The following is a 19836-nucleotide window of genomic DNA, read 5'->3' as shown; positions in this document are numbered from 1 at the left end:
TGGCAGGAGCGGTTATGGACGACACGATTGTCACGCTGGACATGGAGGGGCCGGTGGCCGTACTGCGGCTCAATCGGCCGGAAGTGATGAATGCCTTCAACCAGGCGATGGTGCAAGCCCTCGGCGACCGGCTGGATCTGCTGCGGTTCGATCCGGCGGTGCGGGTGGTGATTGTCACCGGCGCGGGCAAGGCGTTCAGCGCCGGTGCCGACCTCAAGGAACGGGCCGGAATGACGCCCGAACAGGTGCGGGCCTTCCTTTTCAAAATCCGCCGCTTGATGGACGATGTGGAACAGTTCAGCAAGCCGGTAATCGCCGCCGTCAACGGCGTGGCCTTGGGCGGCGGCACGGAACTGGCCCTGGCGGCCGATATCCGCATCGCCGCCGATTCGGCCACCATGGGGCTGACCGAAACCCGGTTGGCCATCATTCCCGGGGCCGGAGGCACGCAACGCCTGCCACGGCTGGTGGGCAAAGGCGTGGCCAAGGAGATGATCTTCACCGGACGGCGCATCGATGCCCTGGCGGCCCAACGGATCGGACTGGTCAACCAGGTGCACCCGCCGGATGAGCTGATGGCGGCCTGCCTTCGGCTGGCGGCCGAAATCGGCGAATGCGGGCCGGTGGCCGTCGAGCAGGCCAAATACGCCATCAATCGCGGCCTGGAGACCGACATGGCCACCGGGCTGGCCATCGAATCCAACGCCTATTGGGTCTGCATTCCCACCGAGGACCGAACCGAAGGCCTGGCCGCCTTCCGCGAAAAGCGAAAACCGCAATACAAGGGAAAATAGGTTGAAGCGATCCCCACAATTTGTAAAATAACGGCCGCTGAGTGAATGCGGCCGGAAAGAGGTGACCACCATGACCGAATATGACTACTGGAAAATCTTTCCGCGCATGCCGCGCAAAGTGACCATCGGCGACATCACCATCCGGGACGGGTTCCAGCATCTGGAGAAGTTCATCTCCACCCGGGCCAAGAACTTCTATCTGGAAGAGTTGATATTCGCCGGCTGCCGCAACATCGAGGTGACCAACCTGGGCAATCCGTTCCTCATGCCCCAGTTCAGCGATGCCGAGGCGCTGTTGCAGAACCTGCGCAGTGATCGCTTCAAGCAACGCTGCGCGCGCAAGGGGGTCGATTACGACGATCTGGTGTTGACGGCCATCACCATCCGCGAGCCGGCGGTGGACCGCGCCATCCGCCTCAAGGAGCAGGGCATCGGACCGGACCGGGTGCTGATGATGGTCTCCACCGAGGAGGAACATCACTTCGCCAACTCCGGCTGCACTTTGCCCGAGTATTGGCGCGAGGCCGAACGGTGCATTCGCAAATGCAAGGATGCCGGCATCAAGATGTGCGGCACGGTCAGTACCATCTGGGGCAGTCCCATCGGCGGCGCCACCCGCTTGGAGGATGCCGTGGCCTTCACCAGACGGTGGCTGGACATCGGCGCGGATGACATCGAACATGCGGACCACGACGGCAGCGCCTCGGCCCCCGAGGTGTATCGCTATTTCGCCATGATCCTGGACGAAATTCCCGACACACGGCTGCACATCGCCCATTTCCACGAAACCAAGCGGGTGGCGGCCGCCTCGGTGCTGGCGGCCCTGCAGGCCGGCATTTGCCATTTCGAAGCCACCATGGGCGGCATGGGCGGGCAACCGGCCAACTTCCTGGACGACTGCCCGGTGCCGGGCACCGGCGATTACTATTACAACGATCCGCGTTACGTGGGCTTGATCTGCCTGGAGGACCTGCTGGTGCAGATCGATGAAATGGGCATTGCACACGGCTACGACGTGGATCGCATTCTCTGGCTGGGCCGCCAGATGGAGCGCACGGTCGGTCATCGGCTGCGCTCCGAGGCGATCATCAACGGCCGCACCCTCAAGGAAGGCCATCCCCGTTTCGCCCGGCCGGGCCTCAAGGCCCGCAAAGCCAAACTGGGCGAGGAGCCGGGACAAAACTGGCCCGCCGAATGGGAAGCAGTGGATCAATAATCATCAGAAGGCAAGGAGGCGCGTCATGCCACCCACCGACAAGCCGCCCATCAATGTGGACTATTTTCAGGACCTCACCGGCGACATCGACACCTGCGACGATGCCTGCCGGGAACAGATCGGCGACCGAATCAAGCGGCTGCGGGAGGAGAAGGGGCTCTCCATCATTGAACTGTCCCAATTGACCGGGTTCGCTCCGGAGACCCTGCAAGCCATCGAAGACAACGCCATCAGCCCCCAGCTGGGCACCATAATCAAGTTGAGCAAGGCATTGGACAGCGCCTTGCAACGCTTGCTCTCCAGCGATGGCGAAGGGGAAAAGTTGTATACCGTCACCCGCCGCAGCGAGCGCAAGGCCAGCTCCCGTTCTGCCTCCCTGCGCACGCGGCGGCCGGGGTACAGCTACATGAGCCTGGCGCCGGAGGTCAAGGGGCGGCACATGGAAGCGTTGCTGGTGCAATTGGAAGCGGATGACGACGATGAGCGTTCCGTGCACGGCGGCGAGGAGTTCATCTTCGTGCTGGAGGGCACGGTGGCGCTGAACATCGGCGAGGAGCGTTTCGTGCTGGAGCCCGGCGACAGCGCCTACTATCTGTCCACCACGCCCCATGTCCTGACCGCACGAGGAGGGCGGGCCAAGATTCTGGCGGTCATCTACAGCGATTGAAACCAGTGAAAGGTACCATGACACACGACCGTACGGCCGGTTATCCCGGAACCTGTGTCAACCCCGCGGGCCGCTTCGTTTACGGGCTGCACCGCCCCACTTACCAGGTGGCCAACCTGAGGGAAGGGGACCATCTTTCCCTTCTGGGCCGCACGCCATCCGGAGAGCGGTGTGCCAACGATGCCAATTTTCCCGCCGGCGATGTGGACGCGGCGGCCGCCGATCTCATTTTCGAAATCCCCAACCCTTTGCCCTTCCGCGGCACCACCTACATCGGTAAAAGATGGGCCGACCGAGTGGCCGCCGATCCGGCACGCATCGCCATTCCCCGTCCGGAGCCGGTCTCCTTGCAGGCCACGTTGCAGGCGGTCTTCGGGCCGACCGTTGCGGATGAAAAGGCTTGCGACCACCTGGTGGCCGAACTGCCCCGCCCCCTCCGACTGGCCTTGGCGGTGACGGCCACCGATCCGGCGGACCTGGTGCGCTTGGCCGAGGGGTGCTGCTGCTTCGTTCGGGACAGGGACGACGGTCCGCCCGTCGGGCTGCTGTTCGATGTCGATGCCCACGGCCGGACCCGACCGCGCATTGCGGACGATGCGCTGTTCGATGCCGTGGCCAACAACCCTTCGCTGCCCGATACTTATAAAGAGGTGATGGTGCTGCGGCCGGGGGTGCAGGGGGACAGCGAAATCGTCGGCGACCGGCGCTCGAACCACAGCCATGTGTTCGAATACCTGCGTCGCAACAGCTATATCCCGTGGGGCCACTACGCGGCCAACATGGCCCACGACGCCATCCGCTATGCCGTCGGTGATTTGACCGCGGCGGATGTCAACCACATGCGCCATTTATACTACCAGCGCACCTACGTGCGCTTGGCCGAAACCCTGGGGCCGGCCGCCGTTCCCCGGCGCAGCGGCCTTTCGGCGGTGCAGTTGGAAGAACTGCGCATAGCGATCCGGGATGCACTCCGCCGCTCGCAGGGCCATCCGCCGCTGTCCTTCAGCGCCACCTTGTGGGGCTGGAACTACGGCTTCGACTTCGCGCCCTCGGGCTATCGGCTGCACGCCTCCCACCAGCAGATCCATCAGCAGTATGCCTTGATTCCCGCCGCCGTGCCTGATGAAGCCGATCCTTCAGGCCGGCCGCTGCCGGCATTCGCCTGCGGTGACATGGTGCAGCGTTTCTGCGCCGATTACCGGCGCAATACCGGGCACGCCTTCTTCGAGCGTTACCTTCAAGCCATCGCCAACAACCGACGCCTGGACGGCCGCGACGACCGGCCGGCCGATCTGGTGGTCCACCAGGACGACCATGTGCTGCTCTTCGTTCCCAAGGCCCAAACCTCCCAGTGGGAACTGCAACTGATGACTCGGGGGCCGGTGGGCAACATCCTGGAGGCCGACAGCGCCGTCCGTGCCGCACTGGACAGCGCCCTGCTCATGGCCATGCGGGCCCTTACCGGCCTGGGCGCCACCATGGTGACGGTCATCGAATACAGCAAACGGTTCACCTGCCCGGACGATGACCAGCGCCTGCTGTACAGCTTCCTGCCCCGCCTGCCCCAATCCCCGGGCGCCTTCAGCGAAGCCCAGCTGCGCTGGATCACCGGCCACTATCCGGAAGATTTTAGCGCCGCCTGCCGAAGCTGTTTGCAGCACGGGCAATAAATCCCCTTACAGGGACAGGCCGGCTTGGGGCATGCAAGGCAGCTAGCGCGTCAACTGCCGGTACTTGATCCGGTGGGGACGGTCGGCGTCGGCGCCCAGCCGTTTGCGGCGATCCTCTTCGTATTCGGTCCAGTTGCCGTGGTAAAAAACCACGCGGCTGTCGCCCTCGAAGGCCAGGATGTGGGTGGCGAGGCGATCCAGGAACCAGCGATCGTGGCTGATCACCACGGCGCAGCCGGCGAAATTTTCCAATGCTTCTTCCAAGGCGCGCAGGGTGTTGACATCCAGGTCATTGGTGGGCTCGTCCAGCAACAGCACATTGGCCCCTTCCCGCAACAGCTTGGCCAGGTGGACCCGGTTGCGCTGGCCGCCGGAAAGCACCCCCACCTTGCGTTGCTGATCGGCGCCCGAGAAGTTGAAGCGGGCCACATAGGCCCGGGAATTGACCAGGCGATTGCCCAGCTCGATCTGATCGTTGCCGCCGGTGATCTCCTCCCAGATGCTCTTGGCAGGATCCAATTCACGGCCCTGATCCACGTAGGCCACCTGGACCGTGTCGCCGACGCGGATGGTGCCGCTGTCCGGCTGCTCCTGGCCCACAATCATCCGGAACAGGGTGGTCTTGCCCGCGCCGTTGGGGCCGATGACGCCGACGATGCCGCCGGGGGGCAGACGAAAGTGCATGTCGTCCATCAGCAGGCGCTCGCCGAAGGCCTTGCGCACGCCTTGCGCCTCGATGACCACGTCACCCAGGCGGGGGCCCGGCGGGATGTAGAGCTCTAAATCCTTCTCACGACTTTCGGCTTCCTGGGAGAGCAACTGCTCGTAGGCGTTGATGCGGGCCTGGCTCTTGGCATGGCGCCCCTTAGGAGACATGCGGATCCATTCCAGCTCGCGGGCCAGGGTTTTGCGGCGGGCGCTTTCGCTTTTCTCCTCCCGGCGCAGGCGCTCCTGTTTTTGCTCCAGCCAGCTGGAATAGTTGCCTTTCCAGGGAATGCCGTGGCCCCGGTCCAGCTCCAGGATCCAGCCGGCCACGTTGTCCAGAAAATAGCGATCATGGGTGACGGCGATCACCGTGCCGGGATAGGTGTGCAGGTGGTGCTCCAGCCAGGCCACGCTCTCGGCATCCAGGTGGTTGGTGGGTTCATCCAGCAACAGGATGTCGGGTTTTTGCAGCAGCAGGCGACACAGCGCCACACGCCGCTTCTCACCGCCGGACAGCACCTGCACCGGCGTGTCGGCGGGCGGGCAGCGCAGGGCGTCCATGGCCATCTCCAGCCGCGCGTCCAGATCCCAGGCGTCCAGGGCGTCCAGCTTCTCCTGGACCTCGCCCTGGCGCTGAATCAGTTTGTCCATGGCGTCGTCGTCCATGGGCTCGGCGAACTGGTTGTTGATCGCTTCGAACTCCAGCATCAAATCGACGGTCTCCTGGACCCCCTCTTCCACCACCGCGCGCACGGTTTTGTCCACATCCACCAGCGGTTCCTGCTCCAGGTAGCCGACGGTGTGGCCCGGGGCCAACACGGTTTCGCCGTTGAACTGGGTGTCCACGCCGGCCAGGATGCGCAGCAGGGAGCTTTTGCCCGATCCGTTGAGGCCGATCACGCCGATCTTGGCCCCGTAGAAGTAGGAGAGGGAAATGTCCTTCAACACCGGCTTCTGATCGTAGAACTTGCTCACCTTGATCATCGAATAGATGATTTTGTTGCCTTCGTTGCCCATGGAACACCTCCCTGCGGCCCAATAAAAGTAAAATGCCAAACGGCGGCGCTGCCCCGTTTGACATCGGTTCCTGCGATATTCGGCGGACGTTCGCCGTCCGCCATCGAACGGTCCCTGACAAGCAACAAGCAATCAGGAAATAGCGCCCGCGATGCAATCGACCGCCGCCGGCCCTGAAAAGGCGCCGGCGGCGGTCGCACTGTCGCTACCTGTTTGCTTTACGATAACCCAACTGATCCTGGGCGATGATCATCTTACAGACGTTGGCCGAGCCCTCCACCATGACGTAGGTGGGAATGTCGCGGTAGAAGCGAGCGATGGGGTACTCGGTGGAGTAGCCGTAGGCGCCCATGATGCGCAGGCCGAAATTGGCACACTTCATGGCGGTTTCGCCGGCAAAGTACTTGGCCTGGGCCACTTCCAGGCCGTTGCTCAAGAAACCGTCGTCCTTTTGACAAGCGGCTTTGTAGACCAGCAGGCGAGAGGCTTCCACCTCGGTGGTCATCTGGGCGATCATGTCCTGGTTCATCTGAAACTTGCCGATCTGCTGGCCGAACTGGACCCGCTCGTTGCAGTACTTGGTGGCGATGTCCAGGCAGGCCTGGGCGCAGCCCACGGCGCCGGCCGCGGCCGACAACCGGGTGTTGTTCAGGGAACTGAAGACGATCTTGGCGCCGTCGCCCACATTGCCCAACAGGTTTTCCTTGGGCACGCGGGTGCCGTTGAAGAAAATTTCGCCGGTGGGCGAGGAGTAGGAACCCATTTTGTCAAGATCGGTGGTGGCGATGCCGTTGAAATTGCGCAGCTCCACGATGAAGGCCGAAAGCCCCTTGCCGCCCTTGGAACGGTCGGTGTAGCAATACACGATCACCACGTCGCCCTGGTTGGCATTGGAGATCCAGGTTTTGGAGCCGTTGAGTTCCCAGTGATCGCCCTTGTCCTCGGCCGTGGTCTCCATGGACATGACGTCGGAACCGGCATTGGGCTCGGTGATGGCGAAGCCGCCCAGCAACTCCCCTTCACACAGCTTGCGCACGTATTTCTGCTTGGCCTCCTCGGTGCCGTACTTGTAAATGGGGAAAGCACAGCCCAGGGCGGAGAGATTGTACTGCACGCGCAGGGAGCTGGAGACCCGGGCGATCTCCTCGGTGATAATGGAGGCCGCCAGCCAGCCCATGTCCTCGCCGCCGTATTCTTCGGGAATCACTGCGCCGAAAAAGCCCAGATCGCCCATGGGCTTGATGACCTCCTTGACCGGCAGGTAGTGGTTGGCGTCCCATTCGTCCACGAACGGGGCGATCTTCTTTTTGGCAAAATCCTGGACCGCTTTGCGCAGCATTTCATGTTCTTTTGACAATTTGAAATCCATTGTTTTTTACTCCCTTGATGTCGGTTGCTCGGCACCGGGGGCGGGCCGAACCATTTGAATGTTGGTATTGCTTCCGCGCGCTGGCCTTGCGCTTCGTCTCGTTCCATTTGCCGACCGCCCCTTCGCCATCGCAGGAAGGGGCGGTCGGATGCACTCTATTTGCGTTCCAGAATGGCGGCGATGCCCAGCCCGCCGCCGCCGCAGATGCACTCCAGGGCCATACGGGTGTTGCGCCGTTTCATCTCGTGCAGCAGGGAAACCAGCACCCGCGTGCCGGTGGCGGCGATGGGGTGACCGAGGGAAATGCCCGAACCGTTCACGTTCACCTTGGGATAGTCTTCCGGTCCCACGCCCATCTCCTTCAGATCGGCCAGCACCTGGGCCGCGAAAGCTTCCTGAATTTCGATCAGCTCCATCTGGCCGGTCTTGAGCCCGGTCATCCGCATCACCTTTTCCACGGCCACGCCCACGGTGCGGTAGGCATGGCGCGGATCGTCGCCAGCCACGGCACAGGCCCTGAAGCCGGCCAGGGGCTCGATGCCGAGCTGCTCGGCCTTTTCGCGGGTGGTGACCACCACGGCCGCGGCCCCGTCGTTTTCCGTGGAGGAGTTGCCGGCGGTGCAGACGCCGCCCATCACCGGCTTCAGCTTGGCCATCTTCTCGACGGTGGTGTCGTCCCGCGGGTTCTCGTCCCGGCTGACCATGACCGGATCGCCCTTGCGCTGGGGCACGGCCACGGGCACCATTTCGTCGTCGAATTTGCCCGCCGCGATGGCCGCGCAGGCCTTCTGGTGGCTTTCATAGGCCCACTGGTCACACTCCTCGCGGCTGACGTTCTCCACCTCGGCGGCCGTCTCGGCCCAGGCCATCATCGAGGGCAGGATGCCGAAGCGTTTTTCCGGCTGGGACATCACCCGGGCGCGCTGAATGCGGTCATAGAAGGGCAGCCCCCAGATCTTCAGGTCGCCGTGGCCGCGGGGCATGCCCTTTTCGCCGCCCACGCCCCATTTGATGCTGCCGGGCAGGTAGAATTCGGCATTGCTCATGCTTTCGGCGCCGCCGGCCACGACGATCTCCGCCTGACCGGACTGGATCAGGGCGGCGGCCGTGCGCACCACGCTCAAACCGGTGCAGCAGCGTTGATCCAGGGTCAGACCGGGAATGGTATCGGGCCAACCGGCGGTCAGCAGTCCCATGCGGGCGATGTTCACATACTCGCCGTTCTGATAGGATTGGCCGAACACCACCTCGTCCACATCCTCCGCTTTGATGCCGGCCTTTTCAATGGCCGCGTTCATGACCAAGGCGGCCAGATCGTAGGCCTCGATGGTTTTCAATGCCCCCATGTAACGGCCCACCGGCGTTCTCACGCCACTGATGATCACGATCTCTTTCATAGGCTTTCCTTTTCCGTTCGATGAATTTATGGGAACGGCATTCGCCGGAAACCAACCCCCGATCAGACATCGGCCGCTCCGCAAGGGATGTCGCGCGAGGCGCATTGACCGGCCGTTACTGGAAACCGGGCGATTCGGAACGGGATGGTGCGGCGCTACCGTTGTGTAACGACAAGTAACAAAACAAGGAAGCGTTCGGACTTCAGTACTAAACTAAGCCACATACCAGCATACAGCGGTGATGTCAACAATCCAAAGGCGTCCGCCCGATTCCCTTGCGACGCAGCTTCAGTCGGCAACAACAAACTGTATTCATTTCGCAATTGATATTAATTCGGAATTTCCCGGACATCGCGGCAATCTCGTCTCGTACAGCATTGTCGAACAACGTTACGCAATTCAAGACAATGAAGGTTGCCTGCGCAACCTTGCTTTTGTGACATGGTGCCGATCATCCGGGGTCGGCGGTCAGCGCCGGGCGGCTTCGCAACCCGGATAAAACCGCGCCGGAGCCGCCATGGAGGCTTGCAAGGCCCATTTTGTGGTGCTATGGTGCGGCAGCTTTTTCGCCGGGAACAAAGCGCCGGGCCAGCCGGTCCACAAGCGTTCCCGACCATGAAAGGCATACTACAATCCGGTGCGAGGAGACCGCCATGCAGCTGACCACTACCCGCAACAAAGAATTGAAAGCCAAGCCCGACCCCCAAAAACTGGGATTCGGCACACTTTTCACCGATCACATGTTCAACATGGACTACCATCCGGACAAGGGTTGGCACAATCCGCGGATCGAGCCGTACACACCCTTTACGATGGATCCTTCCACCATGGTGCTGCACTACGGTCAGGGCGTTTTCGAAGGCCTCAAGGCCTACCGCACGGGCGACGGCCACATCCAACTGTTTCGACCCCAGGCCAATTTCAAACGGATGAACTATTCGTGCCACAAATTGTGCATTCCGGCCTTTGATGAGGCCATGGCCCTTGACGCCCTCAAGCAGTTGGTGCATCTTGAAAAGGAGTGGGTGCCCAATGCGCCGGGAACCTCTTTATACATACGTCCCACCATTGTGGCCACCGATCCTTTCCTGGGGGTGCGGGCCTCTCACACCTATCGGTTCTTTATCATCTTGTCTCCGGTGGGGGCTTACTATCCCGAGGGGTTCAATCCGATCAAGATCCTGGTCACCCGGGAGTTCGTGCGCGCCGTGCGCGGGGGATTGGGCGACACCAAAACCTTGGGCAACTATGCGGCCAGCCTGTTGGCCGGCGAAATGGCCCACAAGGAAGGCTACACCCAAGTGTTATGGCTCGACGGGGTGGAGCAAAAGTATGTGGAAGAGGTCGGTTCGATGAACATTCTGTTCGTCATCGACGGCGAACTGGTGACCCCCATGCTCAACGGCAGTATTTTGCCCGGCATCACGCGGGATTCGGCCCTGGCCCTGGCCCGCCGTTGGGAGATGCCGGTCAGCGAACGCAAAATCAGCATCGACGAGGTGTACGAGGCACATCGGGCCGGTCGCTTGACGGAGATTTTCGGTTCGGGAACGGCGGCGGTGATCTCGCCCGTGGGCACTTTGAAATACGAGGATCAGGTGATCACCATCGGCGATGGCCACGCCGGACCGGTGGCCCAAAAATTGTTCGATGCCATCATGGACATTCAGTATGGCAAAGCCGAGGACCCCCTGGGATGGGTGGAGCCGGTGGTCTGAGCCGGCGCCGCCTTCCCGGTAACCCCCCGACACAAAGGAGCTTCCATGAAAGTGCGCAAAGCCGTCTTCCCGGTGGCTGGATTGGGCACCCGTTTTCTGCCGGCCACCAAGGCCATGCCCAAGGAGATGCTGCCCATCGTCGACAAGCCGCTGATTCAGTATGCGGTGGAGGAGGCCCTTGCGGCGGGTATCCAACAGATCATTTTTGTAACCGGACGCAGCAAGCAGGCCATCGAGGACCATTTCGACCATTTTTGTGAATTGGAACAGACCTTGATGGCCCGCAGCAAGGATGCGCTGCTGCGGGAGATCAATCATCTGGTGCCGGAGTCGGGCACCTTTGTCTACACGCGACAAAACGAGCCTTTGGGACTGGGCCATGCCATCTGGTGCGGCCGCCACATCGTGGGCAACGAACCCTTCGCCGTGCTGCTGGCGGACGATCTGGTCAAATCCGACACCCCTGTGCTGGCGCAGATGCTGGCGCGCTTCGAAGAGCTGCAAGCCTCCATGGTGTGCGTTGAGGAGGTGGATCCGGCGGCAACGGCCAGTTACGGCATCCTGGATGCCGACCCGCCGGCCGACCGGCTGACCCGCGTCCGTGGGCTGGTGGAAAAGCCCCAACCGGCCGAGGCGCCCTCCAATCTGGCCATCATCGGGCGCTATATCCTGACCCCTGAAATTTTTGAAATCCTGGAGCGCAAGGAGACCGGTGCCGGCGGCGAGATTCAGATCACCGATGCCATGGCCCGGCTGCTGGACACGCAGCCTATCTACGGTTTTCGCTACGAAGGGGTTCGCTATGATTGTGGCAACAAAGCCGGGTTTCAAATGGCCAACCTTTCCTACGCCTTCGACCGGGACGACCTGCGACAGCGCTTGACGCCCTTTGTCCGGCAATTGTTGGAAGGCGGCGATTGAGATGGTCGTTGCCCGAGCATCGTTGCCTGCATCCAGTCATACGCATCACTGAATACGACCCTGACATCGACAGCGCACACGCCTCCTTCTCCTTAGGTTTATTCGCCATTGCCCTATCACGGAGTGTCCCATGAACGCCCGGTCGCACAGGCTTGAAAACGGGTTGGACATCAACGGGGAGCCCATGGCCAAGAACATCGGATTCATCTCCACCCGCTTTGCCGGCACGGACGGCGTGAGTCTGGAAGCCAGCAAATGGGCCCATGTGCTCACCGAAGCCGGCCACCGCTGCTTCTGGTTGGCCGGCGAGCTGGAGCGCGATCCGGAGGTTAGCTGGCTGTTGCCCGAAGCGCATTTCAAACATGAGAAGAACCAGTGGATCAACGCGCGGGTCTTCGGCCACAAGAACCGCAAGGCCGGCGTCACCGACACGATCCATGCGGTCAAGGTGCTGATCAAGGTCGCCATCGAGGAGTTCATCGAACATTTTCGCATCGATATGCTGATCGTGGAAAACGCGCTGACCATTCCCATGCACATCCCCCTGGGTGTGGCCCTGACCGAGATCATCGCCGAGCGTCAAATTCCCACCATCGCCCACCACCACGATTTTCACTGGGAGCGGGCCCGTTTCAGTGTCAATGCGGTGGACGACTACCTGCGCATGGCCTTTCCGCCCAAGCTCAACAGTCTGGCCCATGTGGTGATCAATTCAGCCGGCCAGGAAGAGCTGGCCCTGCGCACCGGTGCGTCGGCGATCATCATTCCCAACGTGCTGGATTTCGATCACGAAGTGCAAAGCGATCCGGTGCAAAGCGCCCTGTTCCGCAAAACAGTGGGGCTGAAGCCGGAAGACAAAATCATTCTGCAACCGACTCGCATCGTGCAGCGCAAAGGCATCGAGCACGCCATCGAACTGGTCAAACACCTGGAAGATCCCGCTTACAAACTGGTGATCTCCCACGAGGCGGGCGATGAAGGGTTCGAGTATGCCGAGTGGCTCAAGAGCCACGCCCGGGAGCACGGCGTCGATCTGCGCCTGTTCGACATGCAGGTGGCCGATCCGTTCAACGGCGGCGGGCGGCGCAACGGCCCCTACACCCTTTGGGACATCTATCCCCATGCCGACTTCATCACCTATCCCAGCCTCTATGAAGGGTTCGGCAACGCCTTCCTGGAAGCGATCTATTTCAGAAAGCCGCTGCTGGTGAACCGCTATGCCATTTTCGTGCGCGACATCGAGCCCAAGGGGTTCGACCTGGTGGTCATGGACGGCTTTCTGACCGAAAAGAACCTGCAAAACGTCCGCCAAGTGCTCGAATCGACCGAGCGACGCGAGCGAATGGTCACCCACAACTTCAACATCGCCCGGCGCTACTACTCCTATTCCGTATTGCGGCACGCGCTGAACATGTTGGTATTTCATTTCTTCGGCGTCGAAGGTGGCGCCCATCAATGCTGACTGATCCTTCCTTCATTCAAGAGCCGGCGCCCGGCCGCCGCATGGTCTGTTTTCGCGGCGACGTGGCCCGATTCCGCCTCCGGCTGCCCAATCAAGCGCCCGGGCGGGCCTTTGTGCGCACCAATCTGGGACAGGGGCGCACCATCCGCCGGGAAATCATCCGCCATGTGGAACTCAACGAAGCCCCTCTGGCCCGCGACTGGTTCGATATTCCCATGCAGCCGACCGGACCGGGGCTGTTCGAGGCGGCCCTGCCCCTCAACGAGGTGGGTCACTTCGAGGCAAAGTGCCTGTTCATGGCCGACGGCCGGGAGGAACCGGTCTGGCCCGAAGGAGCCAACACCGTTCTCAACGTGGAACCGGCCGACACGGTGTGCGCCAACACGCTTTACAACGCCTTCGTGCGCCAGTTCGGGCCCAAAAAACATTTGGCCCACAGCGACCTGGCGACGCCGCACCCGTGCCTGGAAGCGCTGGACGCGGCCGGCTACACGGTGATTCCGCCGTCGGGCACCTTCCGCGACTTGATCGGCGAACTGGATTTCATCATCGGGCACCTGGGTTGCCGGTTCCTGCAACTGCTGCCCATTCATCCGACCCCCACCACCTACGCCCGCATGGGACGCTTCGGCAGTCCCTACGCCGCCTTGAGCTTCACCGCCGTGGATCCGGCCCTGGCGGTTTTCGACCCCGCGGCCACCCCCCTGGAGCAGTTCATCGAACTGGTGGACGGGGTGCACGCCCGCAACGGCAAGCTGCTGCTCGACATCGCCATTAATCACACCGGTTGGGCCGCCAGTTTGCATGAAACCCATCCTCAGTGGCTGATGCGCAAGCCCGACGGCGAAATCCAGAACCCCGGCGCCTGGGGGGTGGTATGGGAGGATCTGACCCATCTCGATTTTCGCCACAAAGGACTCTGGCGATACATGGCGGACGTGTTTCTGACCTGGTGCCGCCGGGGGGCCGACGGTTTTCGTTGCGATGCCGGCTACATGATTCCCGTGCCGGCCTGGCGCTACATCATCGCCAAGGTGCGCGATCAATTTCCCGATACCCTTTTTTTGCTGGAGGGCCTGGGCGGCAAGATCGAAGTGACCCGCGATCTGCTCAATCGGGCCAATTTCGACTGGGCCTATTCGGAGTTGTTCCAGAACTACGACCGCGGCCGGATCGAGGCTTATTTACCCGAGGCGCTGACCCTGTCGGCCGGTGACGGCTTGACGGTGCACTTTGCCGAGACCCATGACAACAACCGGCTGGCCGCCGTTTCGGCCACCTATGCACGCATGCGCACGGCGCTGTGCGCCCTGGCCGCACCCCACGGTGCCTTCGGCTTTGCCAACGGCGTGGAGTGGCTGGCCACCGAGAAGATCAACGTGCACCAGGCAAGCGCCCTGAACTGGGGTGCGGCGGACAACCAAGTGGCCGCCATCGCCCGGTTGAACCACCTGCTCAAGATCCATCCGGCCTTCGGCCCGGACGTGGAGATCCGGTTTATCGGCCGGGGGCAAGACAATTTCATCGCCCTGGGACGCCGCCACCGGGCCACGGGACAGGGCGTGGTGGTGCTGGCCAATCTGGATCCGGAAAAAGCCGTCAAGGCTTCATGGGACCCCCGCCGGGCACCCTTTGCGGATGCCGATCCGGTGGACCTGCTGACCGATGTGCGGCCCGCCGTCAAGATGGGGCCCCAATCCGGACGCCTGACCCTGGCGCCGGGGCAGGTGGTTTGCCTGGCCAAGGCGGATGATCCATACCGAGCGATGCCGACCGATGAAACTCCGGGGATTCCGCCGGCGGTGCTGCGGCAACGGTTGCGGGCCAAAGCGCTGTCGGTGTGCACGGCTTTGGATCCCGGCAACGTGCCCGATGCGGACCGGGCGGCCGAGGCGCTGCAGGCCGATCCGGAAGCCTTTTGCCGCAGCAGGGTTGCCGGCGGCGATGCGCCCCGCACCATATTGTGGCGTTACCCCCAAGATCTGCGGCGCCAGGTGATGGTGCCCCCCGGCCATCTGTTGCTGGTGCGCGCGGCCCATCCATTCCGGGCCCGCATCATAGACGGCGACCGGGTGCTGGCCGGCGAGCAGCACCTGACCGATGCCGACGGCGCGGCCTTCGCTCTGTTCGCCCCCCTGGACACCCCGCGCCGCCATCTGACACGCACCTTGGAAATTTCCCTGTACGCCCCGGACGGTCCGCAGCATGCCCGGAGCACGCTACTGTTTCTGGCCGACGGCCGCCATGCCCGCGTGCGCACCCGCTTCAGCCGCAACGACTGCCACCAACTGCCCCTGTTGGCCCTGGACACCAACGGGCGTGGCGCCATGATGCGGGTGCATGCCGACTGGCGCCACCTGGCCAGCCGCTACGACGGTTTGCTGGCCGCCAACCTTCACCCGGCCTTTCCCGAAGATCGGCGCATCCTCCTTACCCGCTGCCGGGCCTGGGTGGTCTATCAAGGCTACTCCCAGGAGGTGAAGCTGGACTGCCTGGAGCAGTTCGGCTACGACGCCCGCGGCGGCACCTGGTGGCGCTACCGGATGCTCACCGGCCAGGGCGAGCACATTGTGCTGCAGGTGCGGGCCCGCATGGCGCGCAACCGGCCCAATGGAACGGCCTTGCAATTCGAACGAATGGAGCGGCGCCGCCGTGCGGCCGAACCGGCGGAGCTGGACGATGCGGCATCGGTGACCTTGATCGTCCGGCCCGATATCGAAGACCGCAATTTCCACCACTGCACCAAGGCCTTTGCCGGTCCTGAAACCGCTTATCCCGCGGCGGTGCACCCCTCGCCCCATGGCAACGGTTTCCGCTTTGCGCCGGAATCCGATCACAACTTGCTGGTGGAAGCCGGCAATGGCCGTTTCCATGTGGCGCCGGAGTGGCACTACATGGTCCATCGCCCCATGGAGGCGGAGCGGGGTCTGGATCCCGATTCCGATCTGTTCAGTCCCGGCTATTTCAGCTGCCGCTTGCGCGGCGGTCAGCGGGTGACCTTGACCGCCCGCGCCCTGCCGCCCGACGTCGAACCCGAGCCCTGGCAGCCCGTCTTCCGGCCTCCGGCCACGGAAGGCGCACTACCCCTGGCGACAGCTCTCTCCGCCGCCCTGGATCAATATGTGGTGCGCCGCGGCGCCTTCAACACCATCATCGCCGGTTTCCCCTGGTTCCTGGACTGGGGCCGGGACACGCTGATCGTGGTGCGCGGCCTGGTGGCGGCCGGCAAGACGACCATCGCCAAAACCATTTTGCTGCAATTCGCCCAGTTCGAAGATCAGGGGACCCTGCCCAACATGATCCGGGGCGACGACGCCGGCAATCGGGACACCTCCGATGCCCCGCTTTGGTTTTTCACCGCCTGTGCCGACCTGGTGGCGGCCGAGGGAGACGATGCCTTTCTCGACCAACGCTGCGGTGATCGCACCGTGCGGCGCATTTTGACCGACATGGCCGCCGCCCTGATTCAAGGCACCCCCAACGGTATCCGCATGGATCCCCGATCGGCCTTGATCTTCAGCCCGTCCCACTTCACCTGGATGGACACCAACTTTCCCGCCGGCACGCCGCGTGAGGGATACCCCGTCGAGATCCAGGCGCTTTGGTACGCGGCGCTGAACTTCCTGGCGCGGGTCGATGGGGCGGACCCGCAACGCTGGTCGAAATTGGCCGCACAGGTGCAAGAGAGCATCATCAACCATTTCTGGGATCCCCGCCGGGGCTATCTGAGTGACTGCCGCCATGCCCGGTCCGGGCAATCGGCGGCCGAGGGAGTCGCGGACGACCACCTGCGGCCCAATCAATTGCTGGCCCTCACCTTGGGCGCGGTGACCGATCCCGACATGGTGCACACCGTTTTGCAGGCCTGCCGGCACCTGCTGGTGCCCGGCGCCATTCGCAGTTTGGCCGATCAGCCGGTGACCGTACCCCTCGCCGTGGAACGGGACGGCGTTCTGCTCAACGACCCGCGGGCCCCTTACTGGGGCCGGTATGCGGGCGACGAAGACACCCGGCGCAAGCCGGCGTACCACAACGGCACGGCCTGGACCTGGCCTTTTCCCCTCTTTTGCGAAGCCTGGGCCGCCCGTTACGGTCGCGCCGGACGGGATGCGGCCTTGGCCTGGCTATCCAGCAGCATTGGGTTGATCAACAGCCACTGCGTCGGCCAGGTGCCCGAAATCGTGGACGGCGACGCCCCCCACCATCAGCGCGGTTGCGACGCCCAGGCCTGGGGGGTGAGCGAGCTGTTGCGGGTGTGGCAACAATTGACCGGTCCCGATACCGTGCTTAGAGTTACCGGTTGCCCTGCTGACACCCCCTGCCAAAACCAACAGGAGTCTTTCGAATGAAACACATACATGCATTTCAAGTATTTCCCAAGCTGCCGGGATCTTTGAATTTCCTTGGCGTTTTGTCCCGCAACATGTGGTGGTCCTGGAAACCGGACGCCATCGAGCTGTTCCGGCGGGTCGACCCGCGCCTATGGGAGGCCTCGGGGCGCAACCCCATCGTGTTCGCCACCCAAGTGTCCCAGCAACGGCTTCAGAAACTGGCCGCCGACGACAGTTTCCTGGCCCACCTGGACCGGGTGCGGCAACAGTTCAAGGAGCGGGTACTGGCCTCGCCCGATCTGGCGGAGAACCCCTATAGCGGCGGAGCGCGCATTGCCTATTTCTCCATGGAGTTCGGTATTCACGAAAGCCTGCCCCTGTTTGCGGGCGGCTTGGGGGTGCTGGCCGGCGATCACCTCAAATCGGCTTCCCATATGGGATTGCCCATGGTGGCGGTGGGGCTGCTGTACCGGCAAGGCTATTTTCGCCAACTGCTGGACCCCAACGGCTGGCAACAGGAGACCTACCCCGAGACCGACATCTACACACTGCCCCTGACGCGGGTCAAAACCGGCAACGGCGATCTGCGCATCTCGGTCCCCCATCCGAACGGCGAAATGCTGGCCGATGTCTGGAAGATCATGATCGGCCGCGTGCCGCTCATTTTACTGGACACCAATGTGGTGGAAAACCCGCCGGCCGTCCGCGAAGTCACTGCCCGGCTCTACAACAGCGAACCCGGCGTGCGCCTGGCCCAGGAGGTGCTGCTGGGCATCGGCGGCATGCGGGCCCTAACGGCCATGGGGATCGAACCGACCATCTGCCACATGAACGAAGGCCACAGCGCCTTTGCCAACGTGGAGCGGTTGATACAGGTGATGGAGCGCCACCACCTGGACATCCCCACCGCCATGGAGGTGGTGGCCCGCACCTCGGTCTTCACCACCCACACCCCCGTGCCGGCCGGTCATGACGAATTCCCTCTGGATCAGGTGCAACCCTATATCAAACCGTTGGCCAAACAGTTGCGAGTGAACGAAGAGGAGGTGCTCTCCTGGGGCTGCACCGGCAACAGCACCATCCCCCACGGCCCCTTTTCCATGCTGATTCTGGGGTTGCGCTTCTCCCAGCATTGCAACGGGGTCAGCCGTCTGCACGGCCATGTGGCCCGCCGCATGTGGCGCCATGTGTGGCCCGGGCACAACGACAGCGACGTGCCCATCACCCATGTGACCAACGGCGTGCACGTCTCCAGCTTCATCGCACCGGAAGTCGTCATGTTGTTCGAACGCTACCTGGGACCCGAGTGGCATTACAGCAGCCGCAAGCCGGAGAACATCGAACGCATCGACGAGATTTATGACGAGGAGCTGTGGCGGGCCCATGAAATGAGCCGCACGCGGCTGATCAGCAAAGTGCGCGAGTTGCTGGTCAACCAGTACGCCCGGCGCAACGCCCCCATCGCCGTGGTGCGGGCGGCGGAAAATGCCTTGGATCCCGAGCGGCTGACCCTCGGGTTTTCCCGCCGTTTCACCACTTACAAGCGGGCCAACCTGATTTTGCGGGATCCCGAGCGGCTCAAGGCGATGCTCGTCGACAAGGAGCGGCCGGTGCAGATTCTCTTCGCCGGCAAGGCCCACCCCCAGGACAACGAAGGCAAGGACCTGATCCGCAACATCGTCCAGTTCGCCAAACACCATGATGTGCGCAGCCAGATCGTGTTCATCGAAGATTATGACATGGGCATCGCCCGCTACCTGGTGCAAGGGGTGGATGTGTGGCTCAACACCCCCCGCCGACCGCTGGAGGCCTGCGGCACCTCGGGCATGAAGGCCGCCATGAACGGGGCGCTGAACCTAAGCATCCTGGACGGCTGGTGGGACGAGGGCTACACCCCCGAACGGGGCTGGCGCATCGGCAGCGGCGCGGAGTACCCCGATCCGGCCTATCAGGATGCAGTGGAGGCCCAGGCGCTCTACAATGTGTTGGAGAACGATGTGATTCCCTGTTTCTACAACCGCACCACGGGCAACATGCCGACCGAGTGGCTGGCCAAGATGAAGGCCTCCATGAAGATGGCCATGGCCCAGTTCTGCAGCCACCGCATGGTCAACGAATACCAACAGCGGTTCTATGTGCCCGGGGTGCGGCGCCATCGCGAGCTGCTGGCCGACAACGCCGCCGAAGCCCAGCGCCTGAGCGTGCTGCACCAGCGTCTCAAGTCGTTGTGGCAGGAGGTGCGCGTGGAGATGCCCGATCGGGATCACGAGGGGCCCTTCCAGGTGGAGGACAGCTTCACCGTCAGCACCGTGGTGCACTTGGGCGCCCTGACCCCCGAAGAGGTGGATGTGGAGCTCTACTACGGCCGCATGCAGCGCACCAACGACCTGGAGGAGGGGTTGACCCAACCCATGGAGGTGGTCGAGACGCGTGGCGGCGGCACCTTTCTTTATCGCTGCACCGTGCGCTGTGACGATTCTGGGCGCTACGGCTTCACCGTGCGCGTGGTACCGCGGGCCGACGATTGGATTCGTTTCTCGCCGGGCTTGCTCACCTGGGCCTGAAAGGA

Annotated in this window: 12 protein-coding genes; 9 read left to right on the top strand and 3 right to left on the bottom strand. The window is 62.9% G+C overall.

Annotation, left to right across the window (positions count from 1 at the left end; genetic code table 11):
* The first annotated feature begins 14 nt into the window (after positions 1-14).
* The 4 genes from MRX98_RS17205 (at position 15) to MRX98_RS17190 (ending at position 4347) form a co-directional block, all read left to right on the top strand.
* Positions 15-794, top strand: coding sequence for an enoyl-CoA hydratase-related protein (locus MRX98_RS17205; protein ID WP_246912920.1), 780 nt, complete (start codon positions 15-17; stop codon positions 792-794).
* Positions 795-864: 70 nt separating this feature from the next.
* Positions 865-2010 carry a beta/alpha barrel domain-containing protein gene (locus tag MRX98_RS17200; protein WP_246912918.1) on the top strand — a complete coding sequence of 382 codons (1146 nt, stop codon included), beginning with the start codon at positions 865-867 and terminating at the stop codon, positions 2008-2010.
* A 25-nt stretch (positions 2011-2035) separates the two neighbouring features.
* Entirely contained in the window at positions 2036-2677 is a 642-nt protein-coding gene (locus MRX98_RS17195; RefSeq protein ID WP_246912909.1) for a helix-turn-helix domain-containing protein, read from the top strand.
* A gap of 17 nt (positions 2678-2694) precedes the next feature.
* A complete protein-coding gene (locus MRX98_RS17190) occupies positions 2695-4347 on the top strand; it encodes an HIT family protein (protein ID WP_246912907.1) in 1653 nt (550 codons plus the stop codon).
* A 42-nt stretch (positions 4348-4389) separates the two neighbouring features.
* Here the strand turns inward: MRX98_RS17190 and ettA are convergent, their stop codons facing one another.
* The 3 genes from ettA to MRX98_RS17175 all read right to left on the bottom strand — a co-directional run bounded on the left by ettA (position 4390) and on the right by MRX98_RS17175 (position 8835).
* Positions 4390-6069 carry an energy-dependent translational throttle protein EttA gene (ettA, locus tag MRX98_RS17185; RefSeq protein ID WP_246912904.1) on the bottom strand — a complete coding sequence of 560 codons (1680 nt, stop codon included), beginning with the start codon at positions 6067-6069 and terminating at the stop codon, positions 4390-4392.
* 205 nt (positions 6070-6274) lie between these two features.
* Entirely contained in the window at positions 6275-7438 is a 1164-nt protein-coding gene (gene acd / locus MRX98_RS17180; RefSeq protein ID WP_246912895.1) for a glutaryl-CoA dehydrogenase Acd, read from the bottom strand.
* Positions 7439-7593: 155 nt separating this feature from the next.
* Complete coding sequence (locus MRX98_RS17175) at positions 7594-8835, bottom strand: acetyl-CoA C-acyltransferase (RefSeq protein ID WP_246912893.1); 1242 nt, start codon at positions 8833-8835, stop codon at positions 7594-7596.
* A 653-nt stretch (positions 8836-9488) separates the two neighbouring features.
* Between MRX98_RS17175 and MRX98_RS17170 the strand changes: the two genes are divergently transcribed.
* The 5 genes from MRX98_RS17170 to glgP all read left to right on the top strand — a co-directional run bounded on the left by MRX98_RS17170 (position 9489) and on the right by glgP (position 19831).
* Entirely contained in the window at positions 9489-10553 is a 1065-nt protein-coding gene (locus MRX98_RS17170; protein WP_246912885.1) for a branched-chain amino acid aminotransferase, read from the top strand.
* A 45-nt stretch (positions 10554-10598) separates the two neighbouring features.
* Positions 10599-11474, top strand: coding sequence for a UTP--glucose-1-phosphate uridylyltransferase GalU (gene galU, locus MRX98_RS17165; RefSeq protein ID WP_246912884.1), 876 nt, complete (start codon positions 10599-10601; stop codon positions 11472-11474).
* Between the two features lie 130 nt (positions 11475-11604).
* Complete coding sequence (locus tag MRX98_RS17160; RefSeq protein WP_246912882.1) at positions 11605-12936, top strand: glycosyltransferase family 4 protein; 1332 nt, start codon at positions 11605-11607, stop codon at positions 12934-12936.
* Positions 12930-17285, top strand: a complete 4356-nt coding sequence (locus tag MRX98_RS17155; protein WP_246912880.1) for an amylo-alpha-1,6-glucosidase — start codon at positions 12930-12932, stop codon at positions 17283-17285. Before MRX98_RS17160 ends, MRX98_RS17155 begins: the two co-directional genes overlap by 7 nt.
* Positions 17282-19831 carry an alpha-glucan family phosphorylase gene (glgP, locus tag MRX98_RS17150; protein WP_246912877.1) on the top strand — a complete coding sequence of 850 codons (2550 nt, stop codon included), beginning with the start codon at positions 17282-17284 and terminating at the stop codon, positions 19829-19831. The genes MRX98_RS17155 and glgP overlap by 4 nt, the downstream gene beginning before the upstream one ends.
* Positions 19832-19836: the final 5 nt, after the last annotated feature.

This window comes from Desulfatitalea alkaliphila, assembly GCF_022968795.1.
GTDB classification, from domain to species: Bacteria; Desulfobacterota; Desulfobacteria; order Desulfobacterales; family Desulfosarcinaceae; genus Desulfatitalea; species Desulfatitalea alkaliphila.
This window is presented reverse-complemented; position numbering and strand designations above follow the sequence as displayed.

Bases quoted from the DNA above. Each gene is read 5' to 3' on its own strand.
- MRX98_RS17205 (WP_246912920.1), top strand. From the start codon at position 15: ATGGACGACACGATTGTCACGCTGGACATGGAGGGGCCGGTGGCCGTA.
- MRX98_RS17200 (WP_246912918.1), top strand. From the start codon at position 865: ATGACCGAATATGACTACTGGAAAATCTTTCCGCGCATGCCGCGCAAA.
- MRX98_RS17195 (WP_246912909.1), top strand. From the start codon at position 2,036: ATGCCACCCACCGACAAGCCGCCCATCAATGTGGACTATTTTCAGGAC.
- MRX98_RS17190 (WP_246912907.1), top strand. From the start codon at position 2,695: ATGACACACGACCGTACGGCCGGTTATCCCGGAACCTGTGTCAACCCC.
- ettA (WP_246912904.1), bottom strand. From the start codon at position 6,069: ATGGGCAACGAAGGCAACAAAATCATCTATTCGATGATCAAGGTGAGC.
- acd (WP_246912895.1), bottom strand. From the start codon at position 7,438: ATGGATTTCAAATTGTCAAAAGAACATGAAATGCTGCGCAAAGCGGTC.
- MRX98_RS17175 (WP_246912893.1), bottom strand. From the start codon at position 8,835: ATGAAAGAGATCGTGATCATCAGTGGCGTGAGAACGCCGGTGGGCCGT.
- MRX98_RS17170 (WP_246912885.1), top strand. From the start codon at position 9,489: ATGCAGCTGACCACTACCCGCAACAAAGAATTGAAAGCCAAGCCCGAC.
- galU (WP_246912884.1), top strand. From the start codon at position 10,599: ATGAAAGTGCGCAAAGCCGTCTTCCCGGTGGCTGGATTGGGCACCCGT.
- MRX98_RS17160 (WP_246912882.1), top strand. From the start codon at position 11,605: ATGAACGCCCGGTCGCACAGGCTTGAAAACGGGTTGGACATCAACGGG.
- MRX98_RS17155 (WP_246912880.1), top strand. From the start codon at position 12,930: ATGCTGACTGATCCTTCCTTCATTCAAGAGCCGGCGCCCGGCCGCCGC.
- glgP (WP_246912877.1), top strand. From the start codon at position 17,282: ATGAAACACATACATGCATTTCAAGTATTTCCCAAGCTGCCGGGATCT.